Consider the following 23,189-nt stretch of genomic DNA (forward strand, 5'->3'; position numbering starts at 1 on the left):
GACCCCCATGTGTCGCCACCGAACACAGGGGGTCCGTCTCGTGTGCCGGGAAGCCGCCCAACTCCCCGGCCTGCGCCGCTAGCCGGCGGCCGTCACCCCCCGGCCCGCGGCGCGTCGCGGAAGTGCCGTCGGCCAGTGCGCCAGCGCTGCCGTCGCCGCGTACCAGGCGACCGCACCGGAGGCGACGGCGAACCAGCCACCCGCCTTGCCCAGCGCCCCGCTGTCCGCGAACTGCCCGATGGCGAGCAGCAGCAGCGCGACGAAGAACAGTCCGTACATGGCCTGCCCGAGCGTGTCGCCACCGGCGAGCGTCAGGGTGAGGACCACGAGGGCGAACAGCAGCAGGAACAGTCCCGCCGCGTTGGCGGAGACCTCGGGCGAGACCGCCCAGGTGAACCAGAGCGCGCCGAGCGCGGCGAACGCGGTGCCGGTCCCGGCGTCGCCTTCCCGGAACGCGAACAGTCCGGCGACGAACAGCGCGACGCCGCCTACGTAGTGAGCCAGTGTCACGGCGTCCGCCGCCGACACTCCGTCGATCAGTCCGGTGTAGCCGAGGCCGACGGCCAGCAGGGTGACACCGAGTGCGAGTCGGCCGACGATCGTGGTGGTGCTTCCCGCAGAGACGACGTTGTCCACGGCGGGCTCCCTTCGTGCATGTGCAGTTGTAGGTGACCGATATATGCCCTTCACAAGAGCACAAACACATCTACGCGCGAGTAGATTCGGCGTGCGCGTGACGGGCACCGGCCCTGCCCACGGGGCATCTCACCTGGGCCAACGGGGAGTTACGGAATGACAACGACAGGACGCTTGGCGCGCTTGGCCAACCGCCCCGCCACGGAGCCGAAAATGCGCCCCACGATGCCGTGCGTGGAGCCGACGACGATGGCGTCGGCCTCGTACTCCCGCCCGACCTCCTCGAGTTCGTGGCAGATGTCCCCGCCACGCTCGACCAGGATCCAGGGCACCTCGGCCAGATACTCCGCGCAGGCCAGCTCCAGACCGAGCACCTCGGTGCGGTGGTCCGGCACGTCGACGAAGACGGGTGGCTCACAGCCGGCCCACACCGTGGTGGGCAGCCGGTTGGCCACATGGACGATGATCAGGCCCGAACGGGAGCGCAACGCCATCCCGATCGCGTAGGCGAGGGCCCGCTCGGAGGAGGTGGAGCCGTCGAAGCCGACGACCACGCCGTGCTTGAAGGCGGGATCGCACGCGTGGCGCGACTCTTCCGCCGCCAGGGGATCGGCCGCCGTGGGGTCGGCGACCGGCCGCTTGCGGTCCGCTGGTTCGAAGAATTCGTGACCGGCCATGGCTGTCTCGGCGTTGTGATCCTTTATGGGTGGGACGACACTGTGCGGCGGAGCTGTGTCCGGGATCAATCTTCCCAACCCCATACCCCCAAGGGTACGGCGGCACGCCTCCTCAGCCCAGATCCCGCGCACGTCCGCGGCGGGTTCCAGGGAGCATGCACGAGGGGGCGCCCGTAACGCAATGGTTGCTGCCTCGTACAGGCGGTTCGCGCAGGATTCACCTACGGCGACGGCCCGAGCGTGTATGGCAGTGACCGACGGGTGCACCAGGCGTTGATCCACGTGAGCCCGCCAGCACAGGGAGTAGTGATGTCCGCACCCGGCCCGACCTCCGAGTCGCGCCCCGTCACCGCGTCCGGTCCGGACGCGGTGACCGACCTGGTGCGTTGGGCCGCCTTCAGCTGCCTGCTCGTGCCGGTGGTCCTGCTGTATTGCGGGAGCTCCCTCGCGGGCGCCACCGGCACCGCCGTCGGCCTCGCCGCCGTCACGGGGGTCTGCCGGGCCCTGCTGCGCGGCTCCGAGCGTGGCGCCGCGCGGCTGCGGGCGGCGGAGGGGGCACCGCACCGGGGCCGGCATCAGCGCAGCGGTTCGGGGGCACACAGGGGTGGGCGGCGCCCCGGCGGGCATACACCGGTCGCCTGACCGGTTTCCGCGCACGCGCCCGTATCTTTTCAGCCAACTTCTGAAGCGTGTGCATCAGTACCCCTCGGCACCCCCCAACCCCCGTTCGACCTGCACGGAAAGGGTCCTGGGGGGCGCGCGCACCCTATGTGGATTGGCCACTGCGACAAGGCGCACTTCCCTGCGCGGCCCGCTAGTGCAACGCTTCGTGATCGAATGCTTCACGCCAAGTTGCCAAGTCGACAATGTGCCGGGTGATGAACTGGCCACGCCGGCACAACGCGACACAGTAGATTCGATCTTGACTGTCTACGGCGGGGGACTCGTGCAGGACCGAGGGGAAACGTGCAGGAGCGACACAACCGAGGAGCCGCGACCACCGAGGGGGGCTTAGCAGTATGAGCCACGACTCCACTGCCGCGCCGGACACCGCGGCCCGGAAACTGTCCGGGCGCCGCCGCAAGGAGATCGTCGCGGTGCTGCTGTTCAGCGGCGGCCCCATCTTCGAGAGTTCCATACCGCTGTCGGTGTTCGGTATCGACCGACAGGACGCCGGCGTACCGCGCTACCGACTACTGGTGTGCGCGGGCGAGGAAGGACCCCTGCGGACCACAGGGGGCCTGGAACTCACCGCGCCGCATGGCCTGGAAGCGATCTCCCGAGCGGGCACGGTGGTCGTGCCCGCCTGGCGGTCGATCACCTCGCCACCGCCGGAGGAGGCGCTCGACGCGCTGCGTCGGGCGCACGAAGAGGGTGCCCGGATCGTGGGCCTGTGCACGGGGGCGTTCGTCCTCGCGGCGGCGGGCCTGCTGGACGGCCGCCCGGCCACCACGCACTGGATGTACGCGCCGACACTGGCGAAGCGCTACCCGTCGGTCCACGTGGACCCCCGGGAGCTGTTCGTCGACGACGGCGACGTACTGACGTCCGCGGGCACGGCGGCCGGAATCGACCTCTGTCTGCACATCGTGCGGACGGACCACGGCAACGAGGCGGCCGGCGCGCTGGCCCGCCGACTGGTGGTCCCGCCGCGCCGGACCGGCGGACAGGAGCGCTACCTCGATCGGTCTTTACCGGAGGAGATCGGCGCCGACCCGCTCGCCGAGGTCGTCGCCTGGGCGCTGGAACACCTCCACGAGCAGTTCGACGTGGAGACGCTGGCGGCACGCGCGTACATGAGCCGGCGTACGTTCGACCGCCGCTTCCGCTCTCTGACGGGCAGCGCGCCCCTGCAGTGGCTGATCACCCAGCGGGTGCTCCAGGCGCAGCGGCTGCTGGAGACGTCGGACTACTCGGTGGACGAGGTGGCGGGCCGCTGCGGGTTCCGCTCGCCGGTCGCGCTGCGCGGCCACTTCCGCCGTCAGCTGGGCTCGTCCCCGGCCGCGTACCGGGCGGCGTACCGAGCACGCCGCCCGCAGTCCGAGCGACCCTCGGACAACGACGGCCCGTCGAGCACGTCCGCGCCGATGACCGGGCCGCCGCCCCAGGCGGGCCCGTCCCCCTCCCTGCACCCGGAGGGGCCGGTACCGATCCAGTCGCGCCGCACGGCGGCGGCCGGCGCGGTCGGCTCCGCGTCCCTGCCGGGCGACCACGCCCGGGAGACGTATGCCCGGGCCAGTCTGCCGGGGCAGCGAAGCGGGTCGTGACGGCGACGGTGTGACGGGGCCCACAGGGATGAACCACCCCTGTGGGCCCCGGAACGGTCTCGTCGTGTACGCGGCAGACCTCACACGCGCATCTCGGCCGTAGGGTGGACGCATGAACGATCGCATGGTGTGGATCGACTGCGAGATGACCGGTCTCTCGCTGTCCGACGACGCTCTCATCGAGGTGGCCGCCCTCGTCACCGACTCCGAGCTGAACGTGCTCGGCGAGGGAGTGGACATCGTCATCCGCCCGCCGGACCGGGCGCTGGAGACGATGCCGGAGGTGGTCCGTCAGATGCACACCGCGTCCGGACTGCTCGCGGAGCTCCCGGGCGGCACGACCCTCGCGGACGCCGAGGCCCAGGTACTCGCCTACGTGCGTGAGCACGTCAAGGAGCCCGGCAAGGCCCCGCTGTGCGGCAACTCGGTCGGCACCGACCGCGGCTTCCTGCTGCGCGACATGCCCACGCTGGAGGACTACCTCCACTACCGCATCGTCGACGTCTCCAGCATCAAGGAGCTGGCCCGCAGGTGGTACCCGCGGGCGTACTTCAACAGCCCCGAGAAGAACGGCAACCACCGCGCCCTCGCCGACATCCGCGAGTCCATCGCGGAACTCCGTTATTACCGCGAGGCCGTCTTCGTACCCCAGCCGGGCCCCGACTCGGACACGGCGAAGGCGATCGCCGCCAAGCACGTCCTGCCTGCTCAGCCCGCCTGACGAGACCCGTTCGAGGGGCGCCGTAAAAGCCGTGCGCGAGCACCCCTTCGGACCCTGTACACTTTTTCTCGGCCGGTGGGGAAACGACAGTAGAACCGACGGTCATGGTGGGTGTAGCTCAGCTGGTAGAGCACCTGGTTGTGGTCCAGGATGCCGCGGGTTCGAGTCCCGTCACTCACCCTTCGAAGCCGAGGGCTGATTCCTTCTCAGGGATCAGCCCTCGGTCGTGTCCCGGTCCGCCTCCGGGTCCGGCAGCACCTTGCGCAGTTCCGCCTCGACCTCGCCCCGCGTGGTCCCGCGCTCCCTCGCGTACTCGGTCACCGTCTGACCCAGGTCGCGGTCGAGGTCGCGCCAGGCCCGCCAGGCCGTCTCGTACGTCTCGCGCTGGGGCGCGTTCCATCCGCCCTCGTGGGTCGGGGCGCCGTAGTCGTCCCGGAGTTCCAGGACCCTCGTGTGCGCCTCGTCCGCGGCCCGCTGTTTCGCCAGAAGTTCCTCGAAGGTGTGTGCCACGCGCGGATCCTATGCGCGGGCCCGGCGGCAGGTGTCCCGACCGGGCCGTCCGCGCGGCGCCCCCTGACTCGCCCGGCGCAACCCCTGCGCTACGACGAGGCGCGTGCCACCAGCTCCGTCGCCAGCACCATCTGGTGCCGCCGCGGGCCCCGGGACACCGGGGGGCGCCGGTCGGCGATCTCGGTGAGCAACAGGTCGATCATCCGGCGGCCCATCTCCTCTATGGGCTGGCGCACGCTGGTGAGCGGCGGGTCCATGTGGCGGGCGATCGCCGAGTCGTCGTAGCCGACCAGGGCCACGTCCTCGGGGATCCGGCGCCCGGCCTCGCGCAGGACCTGGCGGGCGCCGGCCGCGGTCACGTCGGAGGCCGCGAAGACCGCGTCCAGGCCGGGGGCGCGGGCGAGCAGCTCGGTCATGGCGCGCCGGCCGCCCTCCTCGGTGAAGTCGCCCGCCTCGATCAGCTGCTCCATTGCCGGGTGCCCGGCGTCGCGCAGCGCGTCGCGGTAGCCGTCGATGCGCCGCTGGGCGCCGTAGACGTCGAGGCGGCCGGTGATGTGCGCTATCCGCCGGCGGCCCCGGCCGATCAGGTGCTCCACGGCGGAACGGGCGCCGCCGTAGTTGTCCGAGTCCACCGAGGTGAGCGTCTCGTCCGCGGAGCGCGGGCCGCTGATCACGGCCGGGATGTCCAGCTGGGACAGCAGGTCCGGCAGGGGGTCGTCCGCGTGCACCGAGACCAGCAGCACCCCGTCCACCCGGTGTGCCGCGAGGTACTGGGCCAGGCGCCGGCGCTCCCGGTCGCTGCCCGCGAAGATCAGCAGGAGCTGCATCTCGGTGTCGGACAGCTCGGCACCGACGCCGCGCAGCATGTCCGAGAAGTACGGTTCGGCGAAGAACCGCGTCTCCGGTTCGGGGACGACGAGGGCGATCGCGTCGGTGCGGTTCGCGGCCAGGGCTCGGGCCGCGGTGTTGGGGACGTAGCCGAGTTCGGCGACCGCCGCCTCTACCGCCGCGCGGGTCGCGTCGCTGACCCGGGGCGAGCCGTTGATCACCCGGGAGACGGTGCCCCGGCCCACGCCGGCGCGCGCGGCGACCTCCTCCAGGGTGGGCCGGCCACCGCTCCGGCCCCGCGCTCCGTGGCTTGCCATGGGCTCCGCCTTCCGCCGCCGTTCCTCACGCCGGCCTGGAATCTAACAGCCCGGTGTGCCGCGGTGACCGGCACCGCGAGCGCCCCGGACGGGCCGGAAACCGTCCCCCCGCGCCGATGGCGCCGGACTCTCAGGTTCCAGTTAACAGCCCGATAACTGAACGCATCTCCCGCCGTCAGCTCCCTTGACACCCCCGCGGGAACCGACGACTCTTCAACTCATCACTGGTGGGAGCGCTCCCACAGTACCTGACACCTACACAACCCGCACGTTCCCCGCCCGAGCCGCAGCGAGTACAACTTACGGGACCAACCATGCAGTTGGCCGGGGGGTCGGCACGTCAGGGCAACAGGAGGACGCAATGCGAGCACGTAAGTCGGTGGTCCTCGCGGCCATCGCGACGCTGGGCGCCGGGCTGCTGGCCGGCTGTGCCGACGACGGCGGCGACGAGGGCGGCTCCGGCTCGTCGGGCGACGGCAAGGGCAAGACCACGATCACCCTGGGCCTGTTCGGGACGATGGGCTTCAAGGAAGCCGGTCTCTACGACGAGTACATGAAGCTCAACCCGGACATCACCATCAAGGAGAACGTCACCGAGCGCAACGAGAACTACTACCCCGCGCTCGTCAACCACCTCACCACCAACAGCGGTCTGATGGACATCCAGGCCGTCGAGGTGGGCAACATCGCCGAGGTGGCCACGACCCAGGGCACCAAGCTGCTCGACCTGTCGAAGTACGGCAAGGAGAGCGACTACCTGGAGTGGAAGTGGAAGCAGGCCGCCACCGCGGACGGCCAGACCATCGGTCTCGGCACCGACGTCGGCCCGATGGCCATCTGCTACCGCAAGGACCTCTTCGAGAAGGCCGGACTGCCCACCGACCGTGCGGAAGTGGGCAAGCTGTGGGCGGGCGACTGGGCGAAGTTCGTCGACGCCGGCCGTGACTACCAGAAGAAGGCGCCCTCCGGCACCACCTTCATGGACTCCCCCGGCGGCCTCATCCAGGCGATCCTCAGCAGTGAGACCGAGCGCTTCTACGACTCCTCCGGCGAGGTCATCTACAAGACCAACCCGGCCGTCAAGTCCGCCTTCGACCTGACGGCGGCCGCCGCCGAGGACGGTCTGGTCGGCAACCAGACGCAGTTCCAGCCGGCCTGGGACACGACCATCGCCAACAGCAAGTTCGCCGCGATGTCCTGCCCGCCGTGGATGCTCGGCTACATCAAGGGCAAGTCGAAGCCGGACGCGGCCGGCAAGTGGGACGTGGCCGCGGCACCCAAGTCCGGCAACTGGGGCGGCTCCTTCCTGGCGGTGCCCAAGTCCGGCAAGAACGCGGAGGCCGCGGCCAAGCTCGCCGCCTGGCTGACCGCGCCCGAGCAGCAGGCCAAGCTGTTCAAGGTGCAGGGCAACTTCCCGAGCACGCCGCCCGCGTACGAGATGGACGAGGTCAAGAGCGCCAAGAACGAGATGACCGGTGACGCCCCGATCGGCGAGATCTTCGCCGAGGCCGCCAAGAGCGCCCCGGTACAGGTGATCGGCCCGAAGGACCAGATCATCCAGCAGGGCCTGACCGACAACGGCGTGATCCTGGTCGCCCAGGGCAAGTCGGCCAAGGAGGCCTGGGAGACGGCCGTGAAGACCATCGACAACAACCTGGACCAGTGACCCGCATGACCACTGGGCACGACACCGCCGCCGCGTCCCCCGCCAAGGAGGGGGGCGCGGCCCCGGCCCGCCCGTCGGCCGGCGCGCCGGTCCCCGAGCAGGAGCGGCGGCGCCGGGCCCGGCTGTCCCGCCGCTGGCAGCGGGACATGCGCTGGAGCCCGTACGCCTTCGTCTCGCCGTTCTTCCTGCTCTTCCTCGCCTTCGGCCTGTTTCCGCTCGTCTACACGGGGTGGGCCTCGCTGCACCAGGTGGAGCTGACCGCGCCCACCGACATGAACTGGGTGGGCCTGCGCAACTACACCCGGATCTTCGACGACGACTTCTTCTGGAACGCGGCCCGCAACACCCTGACCATCGGCGTCATCTCCACCGTTCCCCAGCTGCTGATGGCGATGGGCCTGGCCCACATCCTCAACTACAAGCTGCGCGCCTCGACCTTCTACCGGGTCGTGATGCTGGCTCCGTACGCCACCTCGATCGCCGCCGCGTCGCTGGTCTTCGTGCTGCTCTTCGGCCGCGACTACGGCATGATCAACTGGGCGCTCGGCTCCGTCGGCCTCGACCACGTCGACTGGCAGAACGAGAAGTGGCCCTCCCAGATCGCCGTCTCGACGATCGTCATCTGGCGCTGGACCGGCTACAACGCGCTGATCTACCTGGCCGCGATGCAGGCGATACCGCAGGACCTCTACGAGTCGGCGGCGCTGGACGGGGCCAACCGCTGGCAGCAGTTCCTCCATGTGACGCTGCCGTCGCTGCGGCCGACGATCCTGTTCACCGTCGTGGTGTCGACGATCGGCGCCTCCCAGGTGTTCGGCGAGCCACTGCTGTTCGACGCCAACAAGGGCGCCTCGGGCGGATCCCAGCACCAGTTCCAGACGCTCGGCCTGTACCTGTACGAGCAGGGCTGGGTCAACCAGCACCTGGGCCGCGCCTCCGCCATCGCCTGGACGATGTTCCTGATCCTCATCGTGATCGGGATCGTCAACTACGTCATCTCGCGCCGGCTGCGCGCCAGTAGTCAAGGAGACCGGCCGTGACGACGACATCGACCAAGCCCCCGGCCGAGGAGGTCAGGCAGCTCCGGCGGCCCAAGGCGGCGCGCGCCGGCGGCACCCTGCACGCCGGCCCCGTCGCATACGTGATCCTCGCCCTGTTCACCGTCGGATCGCTGTTCCCGCTGGTGTGGACGGCGATCGCCGCGTCCCGCGACAACCAGCGGCTGGCCGAGACGCCACCGCCGTTCTGGTTCGGATCGAACCTGATGAACAACCTGGAGATCGCCTGGAAGGACGCCAACCTCGGCGAGGCCTTCCTCAACACCACCATCGTGGCCGGGATCTCGGCGGTCACCATCGTGGTGCTGTCGACGATCGCCGGGTTCGCCTTCGCCAAGCTGCGGTTCCGCGGCCGTAGCGCGATGATGCTGGTCGTCATCGGCACGATGATGGTGCCGCCGCAGCTCAGCGTGATCCCGCTGTACATGATGGTCGCCAAGCTGGACTGGACCGATCAGCTCCAGGCGGTGATCCTGCCGTCGCTCGTGAGCGCCTTCGGGGTCTTCTTCATGCGTCAGTACCTGTTGCAGGCGCTGCCCGACGAGCTGATCGAGGCCGCCCGGGTGGACGGCGCGAGCAGTCTGCGCGTGATCTGGCACATCGTGTTCCCGGCGGCGCGGCCGGCGATGGCGGTGCTGGGCATGCTGATGTTCGTCCAGACGTGGAACGACTTCCTGTGGCCGTTCCTGGTGCTGACCCAGACGGGCAACCCGACCGTGCAGGTGGCGGTCGCGGGCCTGGGCCGCGGCTACACCCCCGACCAGTCCCTGATCATGGCCGGCGCGCTGCTCGGCACGGTGCCGCTGCTGCTGGTCTTCACGATCTTCGGCAAGCAGATCGTGGGCGGCATCATGCAGGGCGCGGTCAAGGGCTGACACCTTCCCTCGCGCGCAAGGGGCCGGGTCACCGCCGCCTCGGCCCCTCTTTCTCACGACTTCTTTGGGAGCGCTTCCATGCCTGAACCCGCATCGCCGGTCTCCTTCCCGCCCGCCTTCCTCTGGGGCGCGGCCACCTCCGCCTACCAGATCGAGGGCGCCGTGCGGGAGGGCGGCCGCACCCCGTCCATCTGGGACACCTTCAGCCGTACGCCGGGCAGGACGGCCGACGGCGACACCGGTGACATCGCTGTCGACCACTACCACCGCTTCCGCGAGGACGTCGCGCTCATGGCCGAGCTGGGCCTGACCGCGTACCGCTTCTCGATCTCCTGGTCCCGGGTGCAGCCCACGGGCCGCGGCCCCGCGGTCCAGGTCGGGCTCGACTTCTACCGGCGGCTGGTCGACGAGTTGCTGGCGGCCGGGATCAAACCGGCCGTCACCCTCTACCACTGGGACCTGCCGCAGGAGTTGGAGGACGCGGGCGGCTGGCCCGAGCGCGACACGGCGTTCCGGTTCGCGGAGTACGCGCAGCTCGTCGGCGAGGCGCTCGGCGACCGGGTGGAGCAGTGGATCACGCTCAACGAGCCCTGGTGCAGCGCCTTCCTCGGCTACGGCTCCGGGGTGCACGCCCCGGGCCGTACGGAACCGGCCGCCGCGCTGCGGGCGGCCCACCACCTGAACCTGGCGCACGGGCTCGGCACGTCCGCGCTGCGGTCGGTGATGCCGGCCCGCAACACGATCGCGGTGTCCCTCAACTCCTCGGTGGTGCGCCCCGTCTCGCAGGACCCGGCGGACCTGGCGGCGGCGCGGAAGATCGACGACCTGGCCAACGGGATCTTCCACGGCCCCATGCTGCACGGCGCCTACCCGCAGACCCTGACGGCCGCGACGGCGTCGGTGACCGACTGGTCGTTCGTCCAGGACGGCGACCTGACGGCCGCCCACCAGCGGCTGGACGCGCTGGGCCTCAACTACTACACCCCGACGCTGGTCTCGGCGGCCGACCCGGACGCGAAGGGCCCGCGCGCCGACGGTCACGGCGCGAGCTCCCACTCCCCCTGGCCGGCCGCGGACGACGTGGCCTTCCACCAGACGCCGGGCGAGCGCACCGCGATGGGCTGGACCATCGACCCGTCCGGCCTGCACGAACTGATCATGCGGTACCGGCGGGAGGCGCCCGGCCTGCCGCTGTACATCACCGAGAACGGCGCGGCCTACGACGACAAGCCCGACCCCGACGGCCGCGTCCACGATCCCGAGCGCATCGCCTATCTGCGCGGCCACCTCGCGGCGGTCCACCGGGCCGTCGCGGACGGCGCCGACGTCCGGGGGTACTACCTGTGGTCCCTGATGGACAACTTCGAGTGGGCCTACGGCTACGGCAAGCGGTTCGGCGCGGTCTACGTCGACTACGCGACCCTGGAGCGCACCCCGAAGTCGAGCGCCCGCTGGTACGGCGAGGCGGCGCGGTCGGGGTCGCTCCCGCCGGTCGAGGGCGCCTAGGTCCTCGATGGAGGGAGGTCGAGGCGCGGCACCGGTGGGGGGTGATGCCGCGCCCCGGGCTTCGGGGGTGCACGGGACGTGTGCAGCGTCAGCACCCTAGCCAGCCGGACTCGGGCAAATCGCCCGATCCGGACGGCCGTCGGGGAACTTATGGTGCGCTTAAGGCAGGGATCGGGGGCGCTTGAGGGTCGCGCTCGATCTGCCCTGTCTGCGGCGTCTCATGGACCCGCGGTGGCTGCGCCGCCCGGGCGTCCGCTCGCGTGGGTCCAGCTGGATCCAGATCCGCACCTCGGTGCCGCCCAGCACCGACGAACCGATCCGTACGTCGCCGCCCGTCGCCTCCGCGAGCCGGCGCACGATGTCCAGCCCGAGCCCGGTCGACCCGTCGCTGCCGGAGCCCCGGCCGCGCGCCATCGCCGCCTCGGGGTCGGCTATGCCGGGCCCCGCGTCGGAGACCAGCACGATCACCGCGTCCTCGCCGTTGTGCACGTCGACCGCGAAGGCGGTGCCCTCGGGGGTGTGCCGGAAGACGTTGCCCAGCAGGGCGTCGAGGGCGGCGGCGAGGTCCGCGCGGGCCACGGGTATGCGCACCGGGCGCTCCACACCGGCCGTGCGCACCTTGCGGCCCTCGTCCTCGGCCAGCGCCGACCAGAACTCCATCCGCTCGCGCACCACCTCCGCCGCGTCGCACCCGGCGCCCGGACCGGCCGCCGCGGTCTGCGGCTTGGCCTCCCGGGCGGTCCTGATGATCGTGTCGACCTCACGCTCCAACTGGGCCACCGCGGCCCGGGTCTGCTCGGCGGCCGGCCCGTCCCCGAGCGAGGCCGCGTTGAGCCGCAGCACCGTCAGCGGTGTCCGCAGCCGGTGGGACAGGTCCGCGGCCAGCTCCCGCTCGTTGGCGAGGAGCTGGACGACCTGGTCGGCCATCGAGTTGAACGCCACGGCCGCCAGGCGCAGTTCCCGCGGCCCCTCCTCGGGCACCCTGGCGCCCAGCCGGCCGTCGCCCAGTTCGCGCGCGCCCTCGACCAGCCGCTGCGCCGGGCGCACCATCCGCGCGCCCAGCCGGTCGGCGACCGCGACAGACCCGACGATCAGCGCGAGCCCGACCCCGGCCAGCACCGCCCAGGCCGCGGCCACTCCCCTGGTGACGGCGGCGTCGGGGATGAACACCTCGACCACGGCGAACTCGCCGGAGCTCAGCGCGACCGGTTGCAGCAGCGCCGAGCCGCCGCTCGCCGCGGCCGTCGAGGCACGGCCCAGCTCCCGGGTCGCCTCGATGTCCGCGTCGGCGGCCCGCTGCCGCCCGACACCGACGGCTCGCGCGCCGTCGCCGCGCGGTATGTGCAGGGCCATCACATCGCCCGAACCCGCCGCGGCGACCGCGCGTTCGAGCTGGTCGCGGTCGGTGGTGATGGACAGCGCCGGCGCGATCTCCGCGGCGTTCCGCTCGGCGTCGGAGAACGCGCGGTCGCGGGCCAACTCCTTGACGACCAGCCCGAGCGGGACCGCGAAGGCGACCACGACCATGGCGGTGACCGCCAGCGAGACCTTGACCAGTGCCCACCTCATGGCCGCGCCTGTGCCTGCGGGGGTTCCAGCTTCACTCCGACGCCGCGCAGGGTGTGCAGATAGCGCGGGCGCGCGGCCGTCTCGCCCAGTTTCCTGCGCAGCCAGGACAGATGGACGTCGATGGTCTGGTCGTCGCCGTAGGACTGCTGCCACACCTCGGCGAGCAGCTCCCTGCGCGACACGACCACCCCGGGCCGCCCGGCCAGGAAGGCCAGCAGGTCGAACTCGCGCCGGGTCAGGTCCAGTCGGACGCCGTCCAGCTCGGCCTGGCGGCGCAGCGGGTCCACCGTCAGTCCGCCCACCCGCAGCACCGGGGACGGCGGGGTGTCACCGCCGGTCGCGCGGGAGCGGCGCAGGACGGCGGCGATCCGTGCGGAGAGGTGCTCCACCGAGAAGGGCTTGGTCAGATAGTCGTCCGCGCCGTCGTTCAGCAGCCGGACGACCTCCGTCTCGTCGTCCCTCGCCGTGGCGATGATCACGGGCACGTCCGTGATGCCGCGCAGCATCTTCAGGGCCTCGGAGCCGTCCAGGTCGGGCAGGCCGAGGTCCAGGATGACCACGTCGAAACGGAAGTGGGCGACCTCGCGCAGCGCCTCCAGCGCCGTGCCGACGCTGCGCACGGTGTGCGCGGCGTCGGTCAGGTGCCGGATGAGCGCCGAGCGTACGAACTGGTCGTCCTCGACCACGAGAACACTTGCCATGCGCCGCACCGTACGCCATGCGAGGGAGCCGGGTCCGGCGCCTGTGGACAACCCGGCGCCTGTGGACAACTCCGTGCGCAACTCCTTGTCCACAGTGACCGGTGGGACAGCGGTGGCATGGGTGAGGCAGTATGGCCCGCGATGCTCAGAGGACTTGTCCACGTACTGGCCTGGTCGCTCGCCACCGGCGCGGCGACCACGCTGTCGTGGTGGGGTGTCCACTCGGTCATGGCGGGCACGGTCTACGACCCGCCGCGCGCCCTGCCCGTCACCGCGGCCGACGCGAGCACCCGTGAGCCGCGGCCGACGTCCACCGCCGCGAGCACGCGCCGGCCCGGACCGTCGCGGAGTGCGAGCTCCGCGCCGGCCACGCGGAAGCCGGCCCCCTCCGCCACCCCGAGCGCCTCCCCGAGGCCGAGCGCTCCGGCCTCGGCTCCCGTGTCCGGACAGGTCAAGAGCTACGCCACCGAGGGCGGCCGGGTCGTCTTCGACCTCGGCGACGCCTCCGCGACGCTGGTGTCGGCGACCCCGGACGCGGGCTGGTCGATGCAGGTGTGGAAGACGGAGACGTGGATCCGGGTGGAGTTCGCGGCCGGCGCGCAGCGGGTGTCGGTGTTCTGCACGTGGCACGACGGGCCACCGCGGGTGGAGATCGGTACGTACTAGCCCCGCGCCGGTGCCCCGGGGCGGTACCCCGCGCCGGTATTCGCGCCGCCGTGCTCCGCGCCTCGTGCTCCGCGGCCCCGCGCCCGCGCGTCGGCGTTCAGCGGAAGACGGAGGGCGGCGGTGCCGGTGAGGCGACCGCCCCGGCGTCCGACACCGGCGTCGCGCCCCCCGTGAAGTCGGCGAGCCTGCGGCCGTGGTCGACGCGGCCGGGATGGGGGTCGGAGGCGGCGCGGCGGGTCAGCTCGGCCAGCGGCAGCGGCAGGTCGGAGGCGACGAGGATCACGTTCCCGAAGCGCTTTCCCCTGAGCACCGCCGGATCGGCGATCAGGGCGAGCTCGCCGAAACGGGCGGCGGCGGTGGCGATCTGGCCGCGCAGGTGCGCGAGCGGCGGGCCGTCGGCCACGTTGGCGGCGTACAGACCACCGGGCCGCAGCGCCCGGCGGACCTCGTCGAGGAACTCGGTCGAGGTGAGATGGCCCGGCGTCCGGGCCCCGCTGAACACATCGGCGACGATCAGATCGGCCCAGCCGTCCGGCACCTTGGCGAGCCCTTCGCGGGCGTCCGCCGACCGCACCCGGATGCGCGCGCCCGGCGCCAACGGCAACTCCCGGCGGACCAGTTGGACGAGGGACGCGTCACGTTCGACGACCTGCTGGGTGGAGCGGGGGCGGGTGGCGGCGACGTAACGGGCGAGCGTGAGGGCGCCACCGCCGAGGTGCACGGCCTGGAGCGGCTTGCCGGGCAGGCCGGCGAGGTCGATGACGTGGCCGAGGCGCCGCTGGTACTCGAAGAAGAGGTACGCCGGATCGTCCAGATCGACGTGGGACTGCGGGGCCCCGTCGATCAGCAGGGTCCAGGCCCGCGCCCGGTCCCGGTCCGGTATCAGCTGGGCGAGGCCGCCGTCGACGGTCTCCTCGACGGCGGCGAGCGCGGCCTGCGCGCGCCGCGGCTTTCTGGACTTTCCCACGCGACCATTATCCGCGGGTGCGGCGGCATCGGCTCGGTCGGCCGTGGCGGCCGGTGGCCGTCAGCGGCAGTTGTCCGCCGCCTCGATCGTCCGTGCCGCCTCGCCCAGCGCCCGGCGCAGCATCGCCGGGTCGGTCGCCGGCTCGGACTCGCCGGGCGGCAGCAGCCAGGCCGATCCGGGCAGCGCCTCGGAGCCGCCGGGCAGTGCCTCCGGTCCGCCGGGCGGCGGCTCGGGGGCCAGCCGCAGTCCGCGTCCGTCGGTCTCCGTGCAGGTGCTGCCAGGCATGTCCCACGCCGCCGCCGTGCCGGGCGGGACCACGAAGCAGAGGGTGTCGCAGCCGTCGTCGTGCAGGACCGGGCCCACGGCCTCGACCTCACCGCGCCGCAGGATGTCCACCGCTTCCAGGCCCTGTCGGGCGGGCACCGTCACGAGGTCGCACGCCGGCAGCGGTGTACACGGATCGATGCTCCGGCTGGTCTTCATCCCGGCCTCCACCACGGAACCCCTCCTTGAGCGAGCAGTTCGGGAGTCGGGCGGCTCCCGGTCCACCCGGTTCAACGCCGGACCGCGTCAACGGCTACGGCGGAAGTGCGCCGCGAAGGATGGCAGTTCATGGCAGATCCTGGATGAGATATCCGATTTGTAGCCAAACACAGCGTGGCGTACCCGACACAGCAGGTACGTTCTTGCCCGCCGGAATCAGGGCGTCACTTTGGCTTGACAGCGCAACTCACCTTGTTCCGGCATGGTTCGACGGTTCGCACGAGAGGACCCGGCCATGACGTCGTCGAGCGTGACCTCGTCCCAGCCCAACCGGCCACCGCGGCCGAACCTCGCCTTCCGGCGCCTGCGCGGCAGGCGTTCACCTGCCGAGTTCGCCGCGGCGGTGCGGCGCGCCGCCCGCGAGATCGGCGAGCGGGTCAGCTGTGACGCGCGCTACATCGGCCGGGTGGAGGCGGGCGAGATCCGCTGTCCCAACTACGCCTACGAGCGGGTGTTCCTGCACATGTTTCCCGGACGCACGCTCACCGACCTGGGATTCGCACCCCGCTCGTCCGTTCGCGGCCGGGGGCGCGGGGCGCGCACGGACGAGGACACGCCCCCGGTGCACTCCCAGAGCCCGGCGCAGACCACGAGTGAGACGCGCGGGGCGGGCGAGCCGTATGACACCACGCAGAACCCGTACGACACGCACATCAACTACGAGGAGAGCGACGTGCTGCGTCGCGCATTCATGACCGGCGGGGGCGCCACCGTGGCCGCCGCCTCGCTGAGTCCCTTCGGGCTCGCCCCCGACGCCTCGGCGGCGCAACGCCCCGCGCGCCGCGCCGGCGCGAGCGAGGCGGGCGCGCTCGAAGAGGCCGTCCGCAGAATCCGGTTGCTCGACGACCGGCACGGCGCCGACGGGCTGTACCGGCGTGCGGCGGCCCCGCTGCGCGCCGCGTACGCGCTCCTGGACGCCGGCGCCACCCGGCAGGCGACCGCCGACCGGCTGCACTCGGGCGCCGGTGAACTGGCCATCTCCGTGGGGTGGCTGGCGCACGACTCGGGCCGGTTCGACGACGCCCGCTCGCACTACGCCGAGGCCCTGGCGACCGCGCGCATGACCGGCGACCCGGCGCTGGAGGCGCACGCCTTCTGCAACACGGCGTTCCTCGCCCGGGACGCCGGGCGGCCGCGGGAGGCCGTACGGGCCGCGCAGGCCGCGCAGCGGATCGCGCGGCCCCTGGGCTCGGCCCGGCTGATGTCGCTGCTGGCCCTGCGCGAGGCGGGGGGATGGGCGGGGCTCGCCGACACCACGGGCTGCGCGCAGGCGCTCACCCGCGCGCACGCCTTCTACGAGCGGGGCCCGTCGGACGCCGATCCCGAGTGGATGACCTTCTACGGCGAGGCCGAGCTGGAGGCGCTGGAGGCGCAGTGCTGGTCGACGCTGGGCGACTGGACCCGGGCGTCGCGGCACGCGCGGCGGGCGGCGCATCTGCAGGATCCGCACTTCACCCGGAACATCGCGCTGTACACGGCGGAGCTCGCCGACGACCTCGCGCGCGGGGGGCGGCCCGACGAGGCCGCCGCCGCCGGGATGCGCGTGCTGGACCTGCTCGACGAGGTGCAGTCGTCACGCATCCAGACGATGCTGGCGGGAACGGCGAGGGTGCTGCTGCCGCACCGGCGGGCGTCCGGGGTGTCGGAGTTCCTGGAACGGCACGCCTCGGCGCCGCGCCCGGTGTGACGGGGGCGCCGTGGCGACCGGCCGCTTCGCCCACCCCCTCGTACGGCCGGTCACCCCGCCAGGTGGCCGAGGTCGTTCCAGCTCTCGATGGCCGGCTCGCCGTAGGCCCAGCCCAGGACGGACAGCGACGTCGGGTTGAGGCGGATGCGGGCCGCGAAGTCGAGGGGCAGATTCAGCCAGCGGGCGCCGATCGACCGCAGGATGTGGCCGTGGGCGAAGATCAGGACGTCGCTGTCCTGCGCGCGGGCCCAGGTGACGACCGCGTCGGCGCGGGCAGTCATGTCGGCCAGGCTCTCGCCCTCGGGGACGCCGTCGCGCCAGATCAGCCAGCCGGGGCGCCGGGCCTGGATCTCGGCGGGGGTCAGGCCCTCGTAGGCGCCGTAGTCCCATTCCAGGAGCGCGTCCCAGGTGCTCGCGCGGCTGCCGAAGCCGGCCAGCTCGCAGGTCTCCCGCGCGCGGGAGAGCGGGCTGGTGCGGACCTCGACGCCGGGGAGCCCGGCGTACGGGCCGTGGTGCAGGCGTTCGCCGAGGAGTTTCGCGCCGCGCCGCCCCTCGTCGAGGAGGGGGATGTCGGTCCGGCCGGTGTGCTTTCCGGCCAGCGACCACTCCGTCTGCCCATGCCGGGCGAGCAGGATGCGCGGTGCCATGAGGGGACGGGACCTTTCGGGGAGAAGAACCGAGGCGGAACGTCTCCATCATCGCGCACCCCGTCCGGGGGCAACCCGGGGGGCGATCCCGGCGTCTATCAGGGCCGGAAGGGCACCCGTAGGGTGACCGCACGTACACCGTAAAGTGGTTCGACCGGCCGCAGGGCCGAGGGGCGCCGCGAGGAGAAGGGGGAGGGCGATCGGATGCCGCACGCCGAGACACCGGGCATCGAGGCGGCTCCGCGAACCCGGTTGCGCTGGTGGTCCGAGCTGCCGCTCATCCTCCTCGTGTACGCCTGCTACTCGGCGGGCCGGCTGCTCGCCCGGGGCGACGTCACCACCGCCGTCGACCACGGCCTGGCGATCCTGCGCATCGAGAAGGCCCTCCACCTCAACGCCGAGCACCCGCTCAACCGCCTGTTCACCCGCGAGGCGTGGATAGGCATACCGGCGGACTTCTGGTACGCCTCGCTGCACTACCTGGTCACACCGGCGCTGCTCATCTGGCTCTTCCGGTCCCGGGCCGTGCGCTACCGCGCGGCCCGGACCTGGCTGATGACCTCGACCTTCATCGGCCTGATCGGGTTCACGCTGATGCCGACCTGCCCGCCCAGGCTGCTGTCCGCCGGGTACGGCTTCGTGGACACGATGGCGCAGTACAGCACCTACGGCTGGTGGGCCGGCGAGGCCAGCGCGCCGCGCGGCCTGGGGGGCATGACCAACCAGTACGCCGCGATGCCGAGCCTGCACGTCGGCTGGGCACTGTGGTGCGGGGTGATCCTGTGGCGGTACGGCGGGACGCGCCTGGCCAAGGTCGCCGGCGTGGTCTATCCGCTGGTGACCACGATCGTGGTGATGGGCACCGCGAACCACTACTTCCTCGACGCCGTCGCGGGCGCCGCCGTGATGGGCGCGGGTCTGCTGCTGGCGCCGTACGTGATGCGGGCCGCGAACCGCGTGCGGACGTCGCTGACGGCGCGCACCGCACCGGCCACGGCGGGCTCCCCCGTCGCTCGGGCCTCGATTGTCGGTGGTGGATGTCAGACTTCGGCGGGTGAGCGAATTCCACGGCAGCGCGAGTCGCGGTTCGGAGCGGGAGCCGAGCCGGGTGCCTCCCCCTCGGACGCGGGGGACGGCGCTCCGGCACCGGCTCGCTGAGCTGCGCGGTCCCGACGTCCCGGCCAAGGCGCTGGACGCCCGCGCCCTCGCGGCCCTGGCCGCGAACCCCGGGTGCAGACGGCGTGCCCTCCTCGACGGCGCCGGGGTGAACAAGGCGGCGCTGGCCGGCGCGCTGGGCGCCCCCTCGGCGTTCGGGCAGTCGCAGTTCGCCTTCATGCGGGGCAACGCGTTCGAGGCACGGGTCAAGGCGGACGGCGGCGCGGACCTGCTGCGGCTCGCGCACGAGAAACTCGACGCGGGCGCCGAGCCGCCGGCGCGGGCACGCGTGCCGGAGCTGTCCGCCGTCGGGCCCGAGGGCCGTGCCGCGCGCACGGCACTGGCGCTGCGCGAGGCCGTGGAGGCAGGCGGCTGGACGCTGCTCGACCATCCGATGCTCGCGCTGGACGTCGCGGGCTCCCCCGCGTTCCTGGAGCCGGACGCCGTGGTCGTGCACCCGGACGGCGGCTGGACGGTCGTGGAGATCAAGTCGTTCCCGATGCTGGACGGTTCCGCGGACCCCGCGAAGGTGGGCGCCGCCGCGCGGCAGGCGTCGGTGTACGTGCTGGCGCTGGAGCAGGTCGCCGCCCGGATGACCCCCGCCCCGCCGGTACGGCACCAGGTCCTGCTGGTCTGCCCGAAGGACTTCTCCAACCTCCCCACGGCCTCCGCCGTCGACGTGCGCAAGCAGCGCGCCGTCACCCGGCGCCAGCTGGCCCGCCTCACCCGTGTCGAGGACATCGCCGACGCGCTCCCCGAGGGCACCTGCTTCTCCCCCGAGCTGCCCCCCGACCGGCTCACGGCCGCCGTCGAGTCGGTCCCGGCGACGTACGCGCCGGAGTGCCTGTCCGCGTGCGAGCTGGCCTTCCACTGCCGGGAACGCTCCCGCGCGCGGGGCGCGGTGACCTCCCTCGGCCGCTCGCTGCGCGCCGAGCTGGGCGGCCTGACCACCGTCGAGGACATCCTCGCGGCGTCCCGCGGCGAACAGGGCGACCCGGACGATCCGGCGGTCGCGGCCCTGCGCCGGGCGGCCCTCCTGCGCGCCGAGGCGCTGGGCCGGCGACCCGGGACGACCGGGCCCTCACATCCCGAGGCACCGCAGCGGCGCGTCGAGTCCCCGGAGGGCGCCCGGTGTCGCTGATCTCCACTCTCGCCCGCCTGGAGGCCGTCGAGAGCGGCCGGGCCCAGCCGGCCGCCACCGTCCGGCACCGGCACCTGTCCGAGCGCCCCCTCGTCCTCGTGCCGCTGACCACCGCCGGTGAGGCCGGCGCCCCGCTCGGCGCGCTGGTCGGCACGGACCGGGACGCGCCCCTCCTGCTGGCGGTACCGCAGCCGCGCGACCGCGACCTCCGGTTCACCTTCCTGGCCGAACTGGCGGAGGTGGTCCTGCCGTACATCGACGCGCATGCCGAGAGCGTCGAGGCGGCCGAGCGCACCGACACCGACCCGGAGACCGGCAAGCGGGTCAAGGTCGAGGTCGAACTGTGCGCGGACGCCCCGCAGGTGATCGTGCCGAGCCGTCCGGGCGTCGACCTCGTACGGCTGCTGGGGCGTTCGATGCGCTTCCGCCGTACGGCGGAGCAGGACCCGGAGGCTCCGTATCCGGCGCCGCCCCGGGTGCCGCTGCTCGGCCGCTGGCTCACGCACTACGGGGAGCGCGCCCGGGTCCCCGGCTCCTCGCTGCTGCTGGCGCTGACGGACGTGCTCTCCCGGCACTGGGCGACCGGCCAGTCCAGCCTGGAGGACCAGCACCTCGGCGCGCTGCTCGCCTGGATCGACCCGCCGCCGGGCACGACCGGCGCCGAGGCCGCGCTGCGGGCCGAGCTGGACCGGGACGGGGACGGCCAGCTCCGGTGGCCGCCGGCGGGTCCGGCCACCGACCCGGCGTTCGACAACAAGCTGCTCGCCCCGGCCATCGAGCGCTACGACCGGGCGCGTACGGCCCTCGCCGCCGCCGAGGACGGCCTGGAGGCGGACGACCGGCTCGGGGACGCCACCGCGGCCGAGCGGGAGATCCGCGCGCTGGTCGAGCGGGTCACGCGTCCCACCTGGGACGCGGTCTGGCGGGGCCTGGACCTGCTGCGGGAGCTGCCCGAGGGGGCGCGCGTCGAGGAGCGCTGGACGCGCGACCGCTGGTCGTTCACCGGGCATCGTGACCGGGTGGTCTCGGGCGAGCCACCGCAGCCGCGCCGCGACGACGCGGTGACGGCGGCGAACAAGCTGGCCGCGCGCGAGCGCGAACAGGCGCGTCTGGAGGCCCAGGAGGCTCTCGACGATCCGCTGGTGATGGCGGGACGGCGGCTGTCCGGGGAGGCGTTCTCGGGCGAGGTCACGGAGGTGGTCATGGCGTACGGCGAGGGCAGGCGCCCGAGCCCGCGCCCCCTGGTGACCGTCCGCACGGACGACCGGCCGCATCTGGGCGAGCGGGCGAAGGTGTACCGCTCCCTGAACGGAAAACCGCAGGCAGCGGAGTTCGTCGGGTACGAGGGCGAGGGTGTGGTCCTGCGGATCCTCGACAAGATGGGCCGTGGCAAGGAGCCCGAGGCCGGATCCGTGCCGGAGAAGGGCGACGCCCTGTGCTTCACGCTCTTCGAGCACGAGCAGCGGGGCGGGGCGAAGCTCCCCGACCCGGAGGAGACGCCGTGGACGCACGGCGGGCCGCCCGGTGAGCGGACCGCGCCGGAGCCCGCCGATCCCGTCACCGAGGAGGACGTCCTGTGACCACGGAGACCGCCCTCGACCCCGGTGCCGCGGCGGCGCGTGCGACCGAGGCGATCCTGCGCGACACCCTGCACGGTGCGCACCGCGGGGTCGTCGTCGACTCCCCGCCGGGCGCGGGCAAGTCCACGCTCGTGGTGCGCGCGGCACTCGAACTGGCCGAGGCGGGCCGCCCGCTGATGGTCGTCGCGCAGACCAACGCCCAGGTCGACGACCTGGTGCTGCGGCTCGCCGAGAAGGATCCCGAGCTGCCGGTGGGCCGGCTGCACAGCAGTGACGCCGACCCGTACGACAAGGTGCTGGACGACCTGCCGCAGGTACGGAAGTCGGCGAAGGCGGGGGACCTGGCGGGGCTGCCCGTGGTCATCTCCACCGCCGCCAAGTGGGGTCATGTGAAGGCCGACGAGCCCTGGCGGCACGCGATCGTCGACGAGGCGTACCAGATGCGCTCGGACGCGCTGCTGGCGGTGGCCGGGCTGTTCGAGCGGGCGCTGTTCGTGGGCGACCCGGGGCAGCTGGACCCGTTCGCGATCGTGGGCAGCGAGCAGTGGGCGGGGTTGTCGTACGACCCCTCGGGGTCCGCCGTGACGACCCTGCTCGCCCACAACCCCGAGCTGCCGCAGCACCGGCTGCCGGTCTCCTGGCGGCTGCCGGCCTCGGCGGCCCCCCTCGTCTCGGACGCGTTCTACCCCTACACGCCCTTTCGTAGCGGCACCGGTCACGGCGACCGGCGGCTCACCTTCGGGGTCGCGTCGGACGGTTCCGGTCCCGACCGGGTGATCGACGAGGCCGCGGAGTCCGGCTGGGGCCTGCTGGAGCTGCCGGCCCGGCACACGCCGCGCACCGATCCGGAGGCGGTGCGGGCGGTGGCGTCGGTGGTACGGCGGTTGCTGGACCGGGGCGGAGCGGCCACGTCGGAGCGGTCGTCCGAGCCGACGCCGCTGACCGCCGACCGGATCGCGGTCGGCACGGCTCACCGTGACCAGGCGGCCGCCGTCCGGGCGGCCCTCGCCGAGCTGGGCGTCCGCGAGATCACCGTCGACACGGCGAACCGGCTCCAGGGCCGGGAGTACGACGTCACGGTCGTCCTGCACCCGCTCTCCGGCCGCCCGGACGCCACCGCCTTCCACCTGGAGACCGGCCGCCTGTGCGTCCTGGCCTCCCGCCACCGGCACGCGTGCATCGTGGTCTGCCGGGAGGGAGTGAGCGAACTCCTGGACGACTACCCGTCGACGGAGCCGGTCCAGCTGGGAACCCTGGTCAAGTTCCCGGACGGCTGGGAGGCGAACCACGCCGTCTTGGCCCACCTGGCCGAACACCGCATCCGCTGGACCCCATGACCCACGACACCGAGCACACCCCCCGCCGGACGGAGTCCGCCACGCCGCCGAAGGCGGCCGATGAACACAGCCCCGGACGGCTGGGAGGCGAACCACGCCGTCTTGGCCCACCTGGCCGAACACCGCATCCGCTGG

General features: G+C 72.7%; 22 protein-coding genes and 1 tRNA gene. 14 read left to right on the forward strand and 9 right to left on the reverse strand.

Annotated elements, in window-relative coordinates; all coding sequences use genetic code 11:
• Positions 1-78 precede the first annotated feature (78 nt).
• Both ACZ7LV_RS37340 and ACZ7LV_RS37345 read right to left on the reverse strand, forming a co-directional pair.
• A complete protein-coding gene (locus ACZ7LV_RS37340) occupies positions 79-636 on the reverse strand; it encodes a GPR1/FUN34/YaaH family transporter (protein WP_471945811.1) in 558 nt (185 codons plus the stop codon).
• Between the two features lie 149 nt (positions 637-785).
• Positions 786-1,313 (reverse strand): universal stress protein, encoded by a 528-nt coding sequence (locus ACZ7LV_RS37345; protein ID WP_471945812.1) that lies wholly within the window; start codon positions 1,311-1,313, stop codon positions 786-788.
• Between the two features lie 309 nt (positions 1,314-1,622).
• On the opposite strand from ACZ7LV_RS37345, the gene ACZ7LV_RS37350 reads away from it, so the two are divergent.
• The 4 genes from ACZ7LV_RS37350 (at position 1,623) to ACZ7LV_RS37365 (ending at position 4,481) form a co-directional block, all read left to right on the forward strand.
• Positions 1,623-1,955, forward strand: coding sequence for a hypothetical protein (locus ACZ7LV_RS37350; protein WP_471945813.1), 333 nt, complete (start codon positions 1,623-1,625; stop codon positions 1,953-1,955).
• A gap of 377 nt (positions 1,956-2,332) precedes the next feature.
• Positions 2,333-3,580, forward strand: coding sequence for a helix-turn-helix domain-containing protein (locus ACZ7LV_RS37355; protein ID WP_471945814.1), 1,248 nt, complete (start codon positions 2,333-2,335; stop codon positions 3,578-3,580).
• Positions 3,581-3,692: 112 nt separating this feature from the next.
• On the forward strand, positions 3,693-4,301 hold the full coding sequence (orn, locus tag ACZ7LV_RS37360; RefSeq protein ID WP_401680710.1) for an oligoribonuclease: 609 nt from the start codon (positions 3,693-3,695) through the stop codon (positions 4,299-4,301).
• Between the two features lie 107 nt (positions 4,302-4,408).
• A tRNA-His gene (locus ACZ7LV_RS37365) sits at positions 4,409-4,481 on the forward strand.
• Between the two features lie 33 nt (positions 4,482-4,514).
• On the opposite strand, the gene ACZ7LV_RS37370 is transcribed toward ACZ7LV_RS37365, so the two are convergent.
• Positions 4,515-4,811 (reverse strand): hypothetical protein, encoded by a 297-nt coding sequence (locus tag ACZ7LV_RS37370; protein WP_401680713.1) that lies wholly within the window; start codon positions 4,809-4,811, stop codon positions 4,515-4,517.
• Positions 4,812-4,900: 89 nt separating this feature from the next.
• Positions 4,901-5,956: a LacI family DNA-binding transcriptional regulator gene (locus ACZ7LV_RS37375; RefSeq protein WP_471945815.1), complete on the reverse strand. Its 1,056-nt coding sequence runs from the start codon at positions 5,954-5,956 to the stop codon at positions 4,901-4,903.
• 361 nt (positions 5,957-6,317) lie between these two features.
• On the opposite strand from ACZ7LV_RS37375, the gene ACZ7LV_RS37380 reads away from it, so the two are divergent.
• From ACZ7LV_RS37380 to ACZ7LV_RS37395, 4 genes are all read left to right on the forward strand, one after another.
• Entirely contained in the window at positions 6,318-7,622 is a 1,305-nt protein-coding gene (locus ACZ7LV_RS37380; protein ID WP_471945816.1) for an ABC transporter substrate-binding protein, read from the forward strand.
• Positions 7,623-7,627: 5 nt separating this feature from the next.
• Entirely contained in the window at positions 7,628-8,662 is a 1,035-nt protein-coding gene (locus ACZ7LV_RS37385; protein WP_471945817.1) for a carbohydrate ABC transporter permease, read from the forward strand.
• Positions 8,659-9,555, forward strand: a complete 897-nt coding sequence (locus ACZ7LV_RS37390; protein WP_471945818.1) for a carbohydrate ABC transporter permease — start codon at positions 8,659-8,661, stop codon at positions 9,553-9,555. The genes ACZ7LV_RS37385 and ACZ7LV_RS37390 overlap by 4 nt, the downstream gene beginning before the upstream one ends.
• Positions 9,556-9,633: 78 nt before the next feature.
• Positions 9,634-11,061, forward strand: a complete 1,428-nt coding sequence (locus ACZ7LV_RS37395) for a GH1 family beta-glucosidase (protein WP_471945819.1) — start codon at positions 9,634-9,636, stop codon at positions 11,059-11,061.
• Positions 11,062-11,220: 159 nt separating this feature from the next.
• Here the strand turns inward: ACZ7LV_RS37395 and ACZ7LV_RS37400 are convergent, their stop codons facing one another.
• Entirely contained in the window at positions 11,221-12,630 is a 1,410-nt protein-coding gene (locus ACZ7LV_RS37400) for a sensor histidine kinase (protein WP_471945820.1), read from the reverse strand.
• Positions 12,627-13,331: a response regulator transcription factor gene (locus tag ACZ7LV_RS37405; protein WP_471945821.1), complete on the reverse strand. Its 705-nt coding sequence runs from the start codon at positions 13,329-13,331 to the stop codon at positions 12,627-12,629. Before ACZ7LV_RS37405 ends, ACZ7LV_RS37400 begins: the two co-directional genes overlap by 4 nt.
• 141 nt (positions 13,332-13,472) lie before the next feature.
• Between ACZ7LV_RS37405 and ACZ7LV_RS37410 the strand changes: the two genes are divergently transcribed.
• Complete coding sequence (locus ACZ7LV_RS37410) at positions 13,473-13,997, forward strand: hypothetical protein (RefSeq protein WP_471945822.1); 525 nt, start codon at positions 13,473-13,475, stop codon at positions 13,995-13,997.
• Between the two features lie 97 nt (positions 13,998-14,094).
• Here the strand turns inward: ACZ7LV_RS37410 and ACZ7LV_RS37415 are convergent, their stop codons facing one another.
• Both ACZ7LV_RS37415 and ACZ7LV_RS37420 read right to left on the reverse strand, forming a co-directional pair.
• Positions 14,095-14,964, reverse strand: coding sequence for a spermidine synthase (locus ACZ7LV_RS37415; RefSeq protein ID WP_471945823.1), 870 nt, complete (start codon positions 14,962-14,964; stop codon positions 14,095-14,097).
• A gap of 60 nt (positions 14,965-15,024) precedes the next feature.
• A complete protein-coding gene (locus ACZ7LV_RS37420; protein WP_471945824.1) occupies positions 15,025-15,462 on the reverse strand; it encodes a hypothetical protein in 438 nt (145 codons plus the stop codon).
• Between the two features lie 280 nt (positions 15,463-15,742).
• Between ACZ7LV_RS37420 and ACZ7LV_RS37425 the strand changes: the two genes are divergently transcribed.
• A complete protein-coding gene (locus ACZ7LV_RS37425; RefSeq protein WP_471945825.1) occupies positions 15,743-17,194 on the forward strand; it encodes a hypothetical protein in 1,452 nt (483 codons plus the stop codon).
• Positions 17,195-17,244: 50 nt separating this feature from the next.
• On the opposite strand, the gene ACZ7LV_RS37430 is transcribed toward ACZ7LV_RS37425, so the two are convergent.
• Positions 17,245-17,841, reverse strand: coding sequence for a histidine phosphatase family protein (locus ACZ7LV_RS37430; protein WP_471945826.1), 597 nt, complete (start codon positions 17,839-17,841; stop codon positions 17,245-17,247).
• A gap of 204 nt (positions 17,842-18,045) precedes the next feature.
• On the opposite strand from ACZ7LV_RS37430, the gene ACZ7LV_RS37435 reads away from it, so the two are divergent.
• From ACZ7LV_RS37435 to ACZ7LV_RS37450, 4 genes are read left to right on the forward strand one after another with little or no spacing between them, the layout of a single operon-like run.
• Positions 18,046-18,999, forward strand: a complete 954-nt coding sequence (locus tag ACZ7LV_RS37435) for a phosphatase PAP2 family protein (RefSeq protein WP_471945827.1) — start codon at positions 18,046-18,048, stop codon at positions 18,997-18,999.
• Complete coding sequence (locus ACZ7LV_RS37440) at positions 18,950-20,137, forward strand: hypothetical protein (RefSeq protein ID WP_471945833.1); 1,188 nt, start codon at positions 18,950-18,952, stop codon at positions 20,135-20,137. Before ACZ7LV_RS37435 ends, ACZ7LV_RS37440 begins: the two co-directional genes overlap by 50 nt.
• Entirely contained in the window at positions 20,128-21,717 is a 1,590-nt protein-coding gene (locus ACZ7LV_RS37445) for a hypothetical protein (RefSeq protein ID WP_471945828.1), read from the forward strand. The genes ACZ7LV_RS37440 and ACZ7LV_RS37445 overlap by 10 nt, the downstream gene beginning before the upstream one ends.
• Positions 21,714-23,054: an AAA domain-containing protein gene (locus tag ACZ7LV_RS37450; RefSeq protein WP_471945829.1), complete on the forward strand. Its 1,341-nt coding sequence runs from the start codon at positions 21,714-21,716 to the stop codon at positions 23,052-23,054. The genes ACZ7LV_RS37445 and ACZ7LV_RS37450 overlap by 4 nt, the downstream gene beginning before the upstream one ends.
• The last annotated feature ends 135 nt before the right edge of the window (positions 23,055-23,189 follow it).

The organism is Streptomyces sp. NPDC107562 (assembly GCF_055657325.1).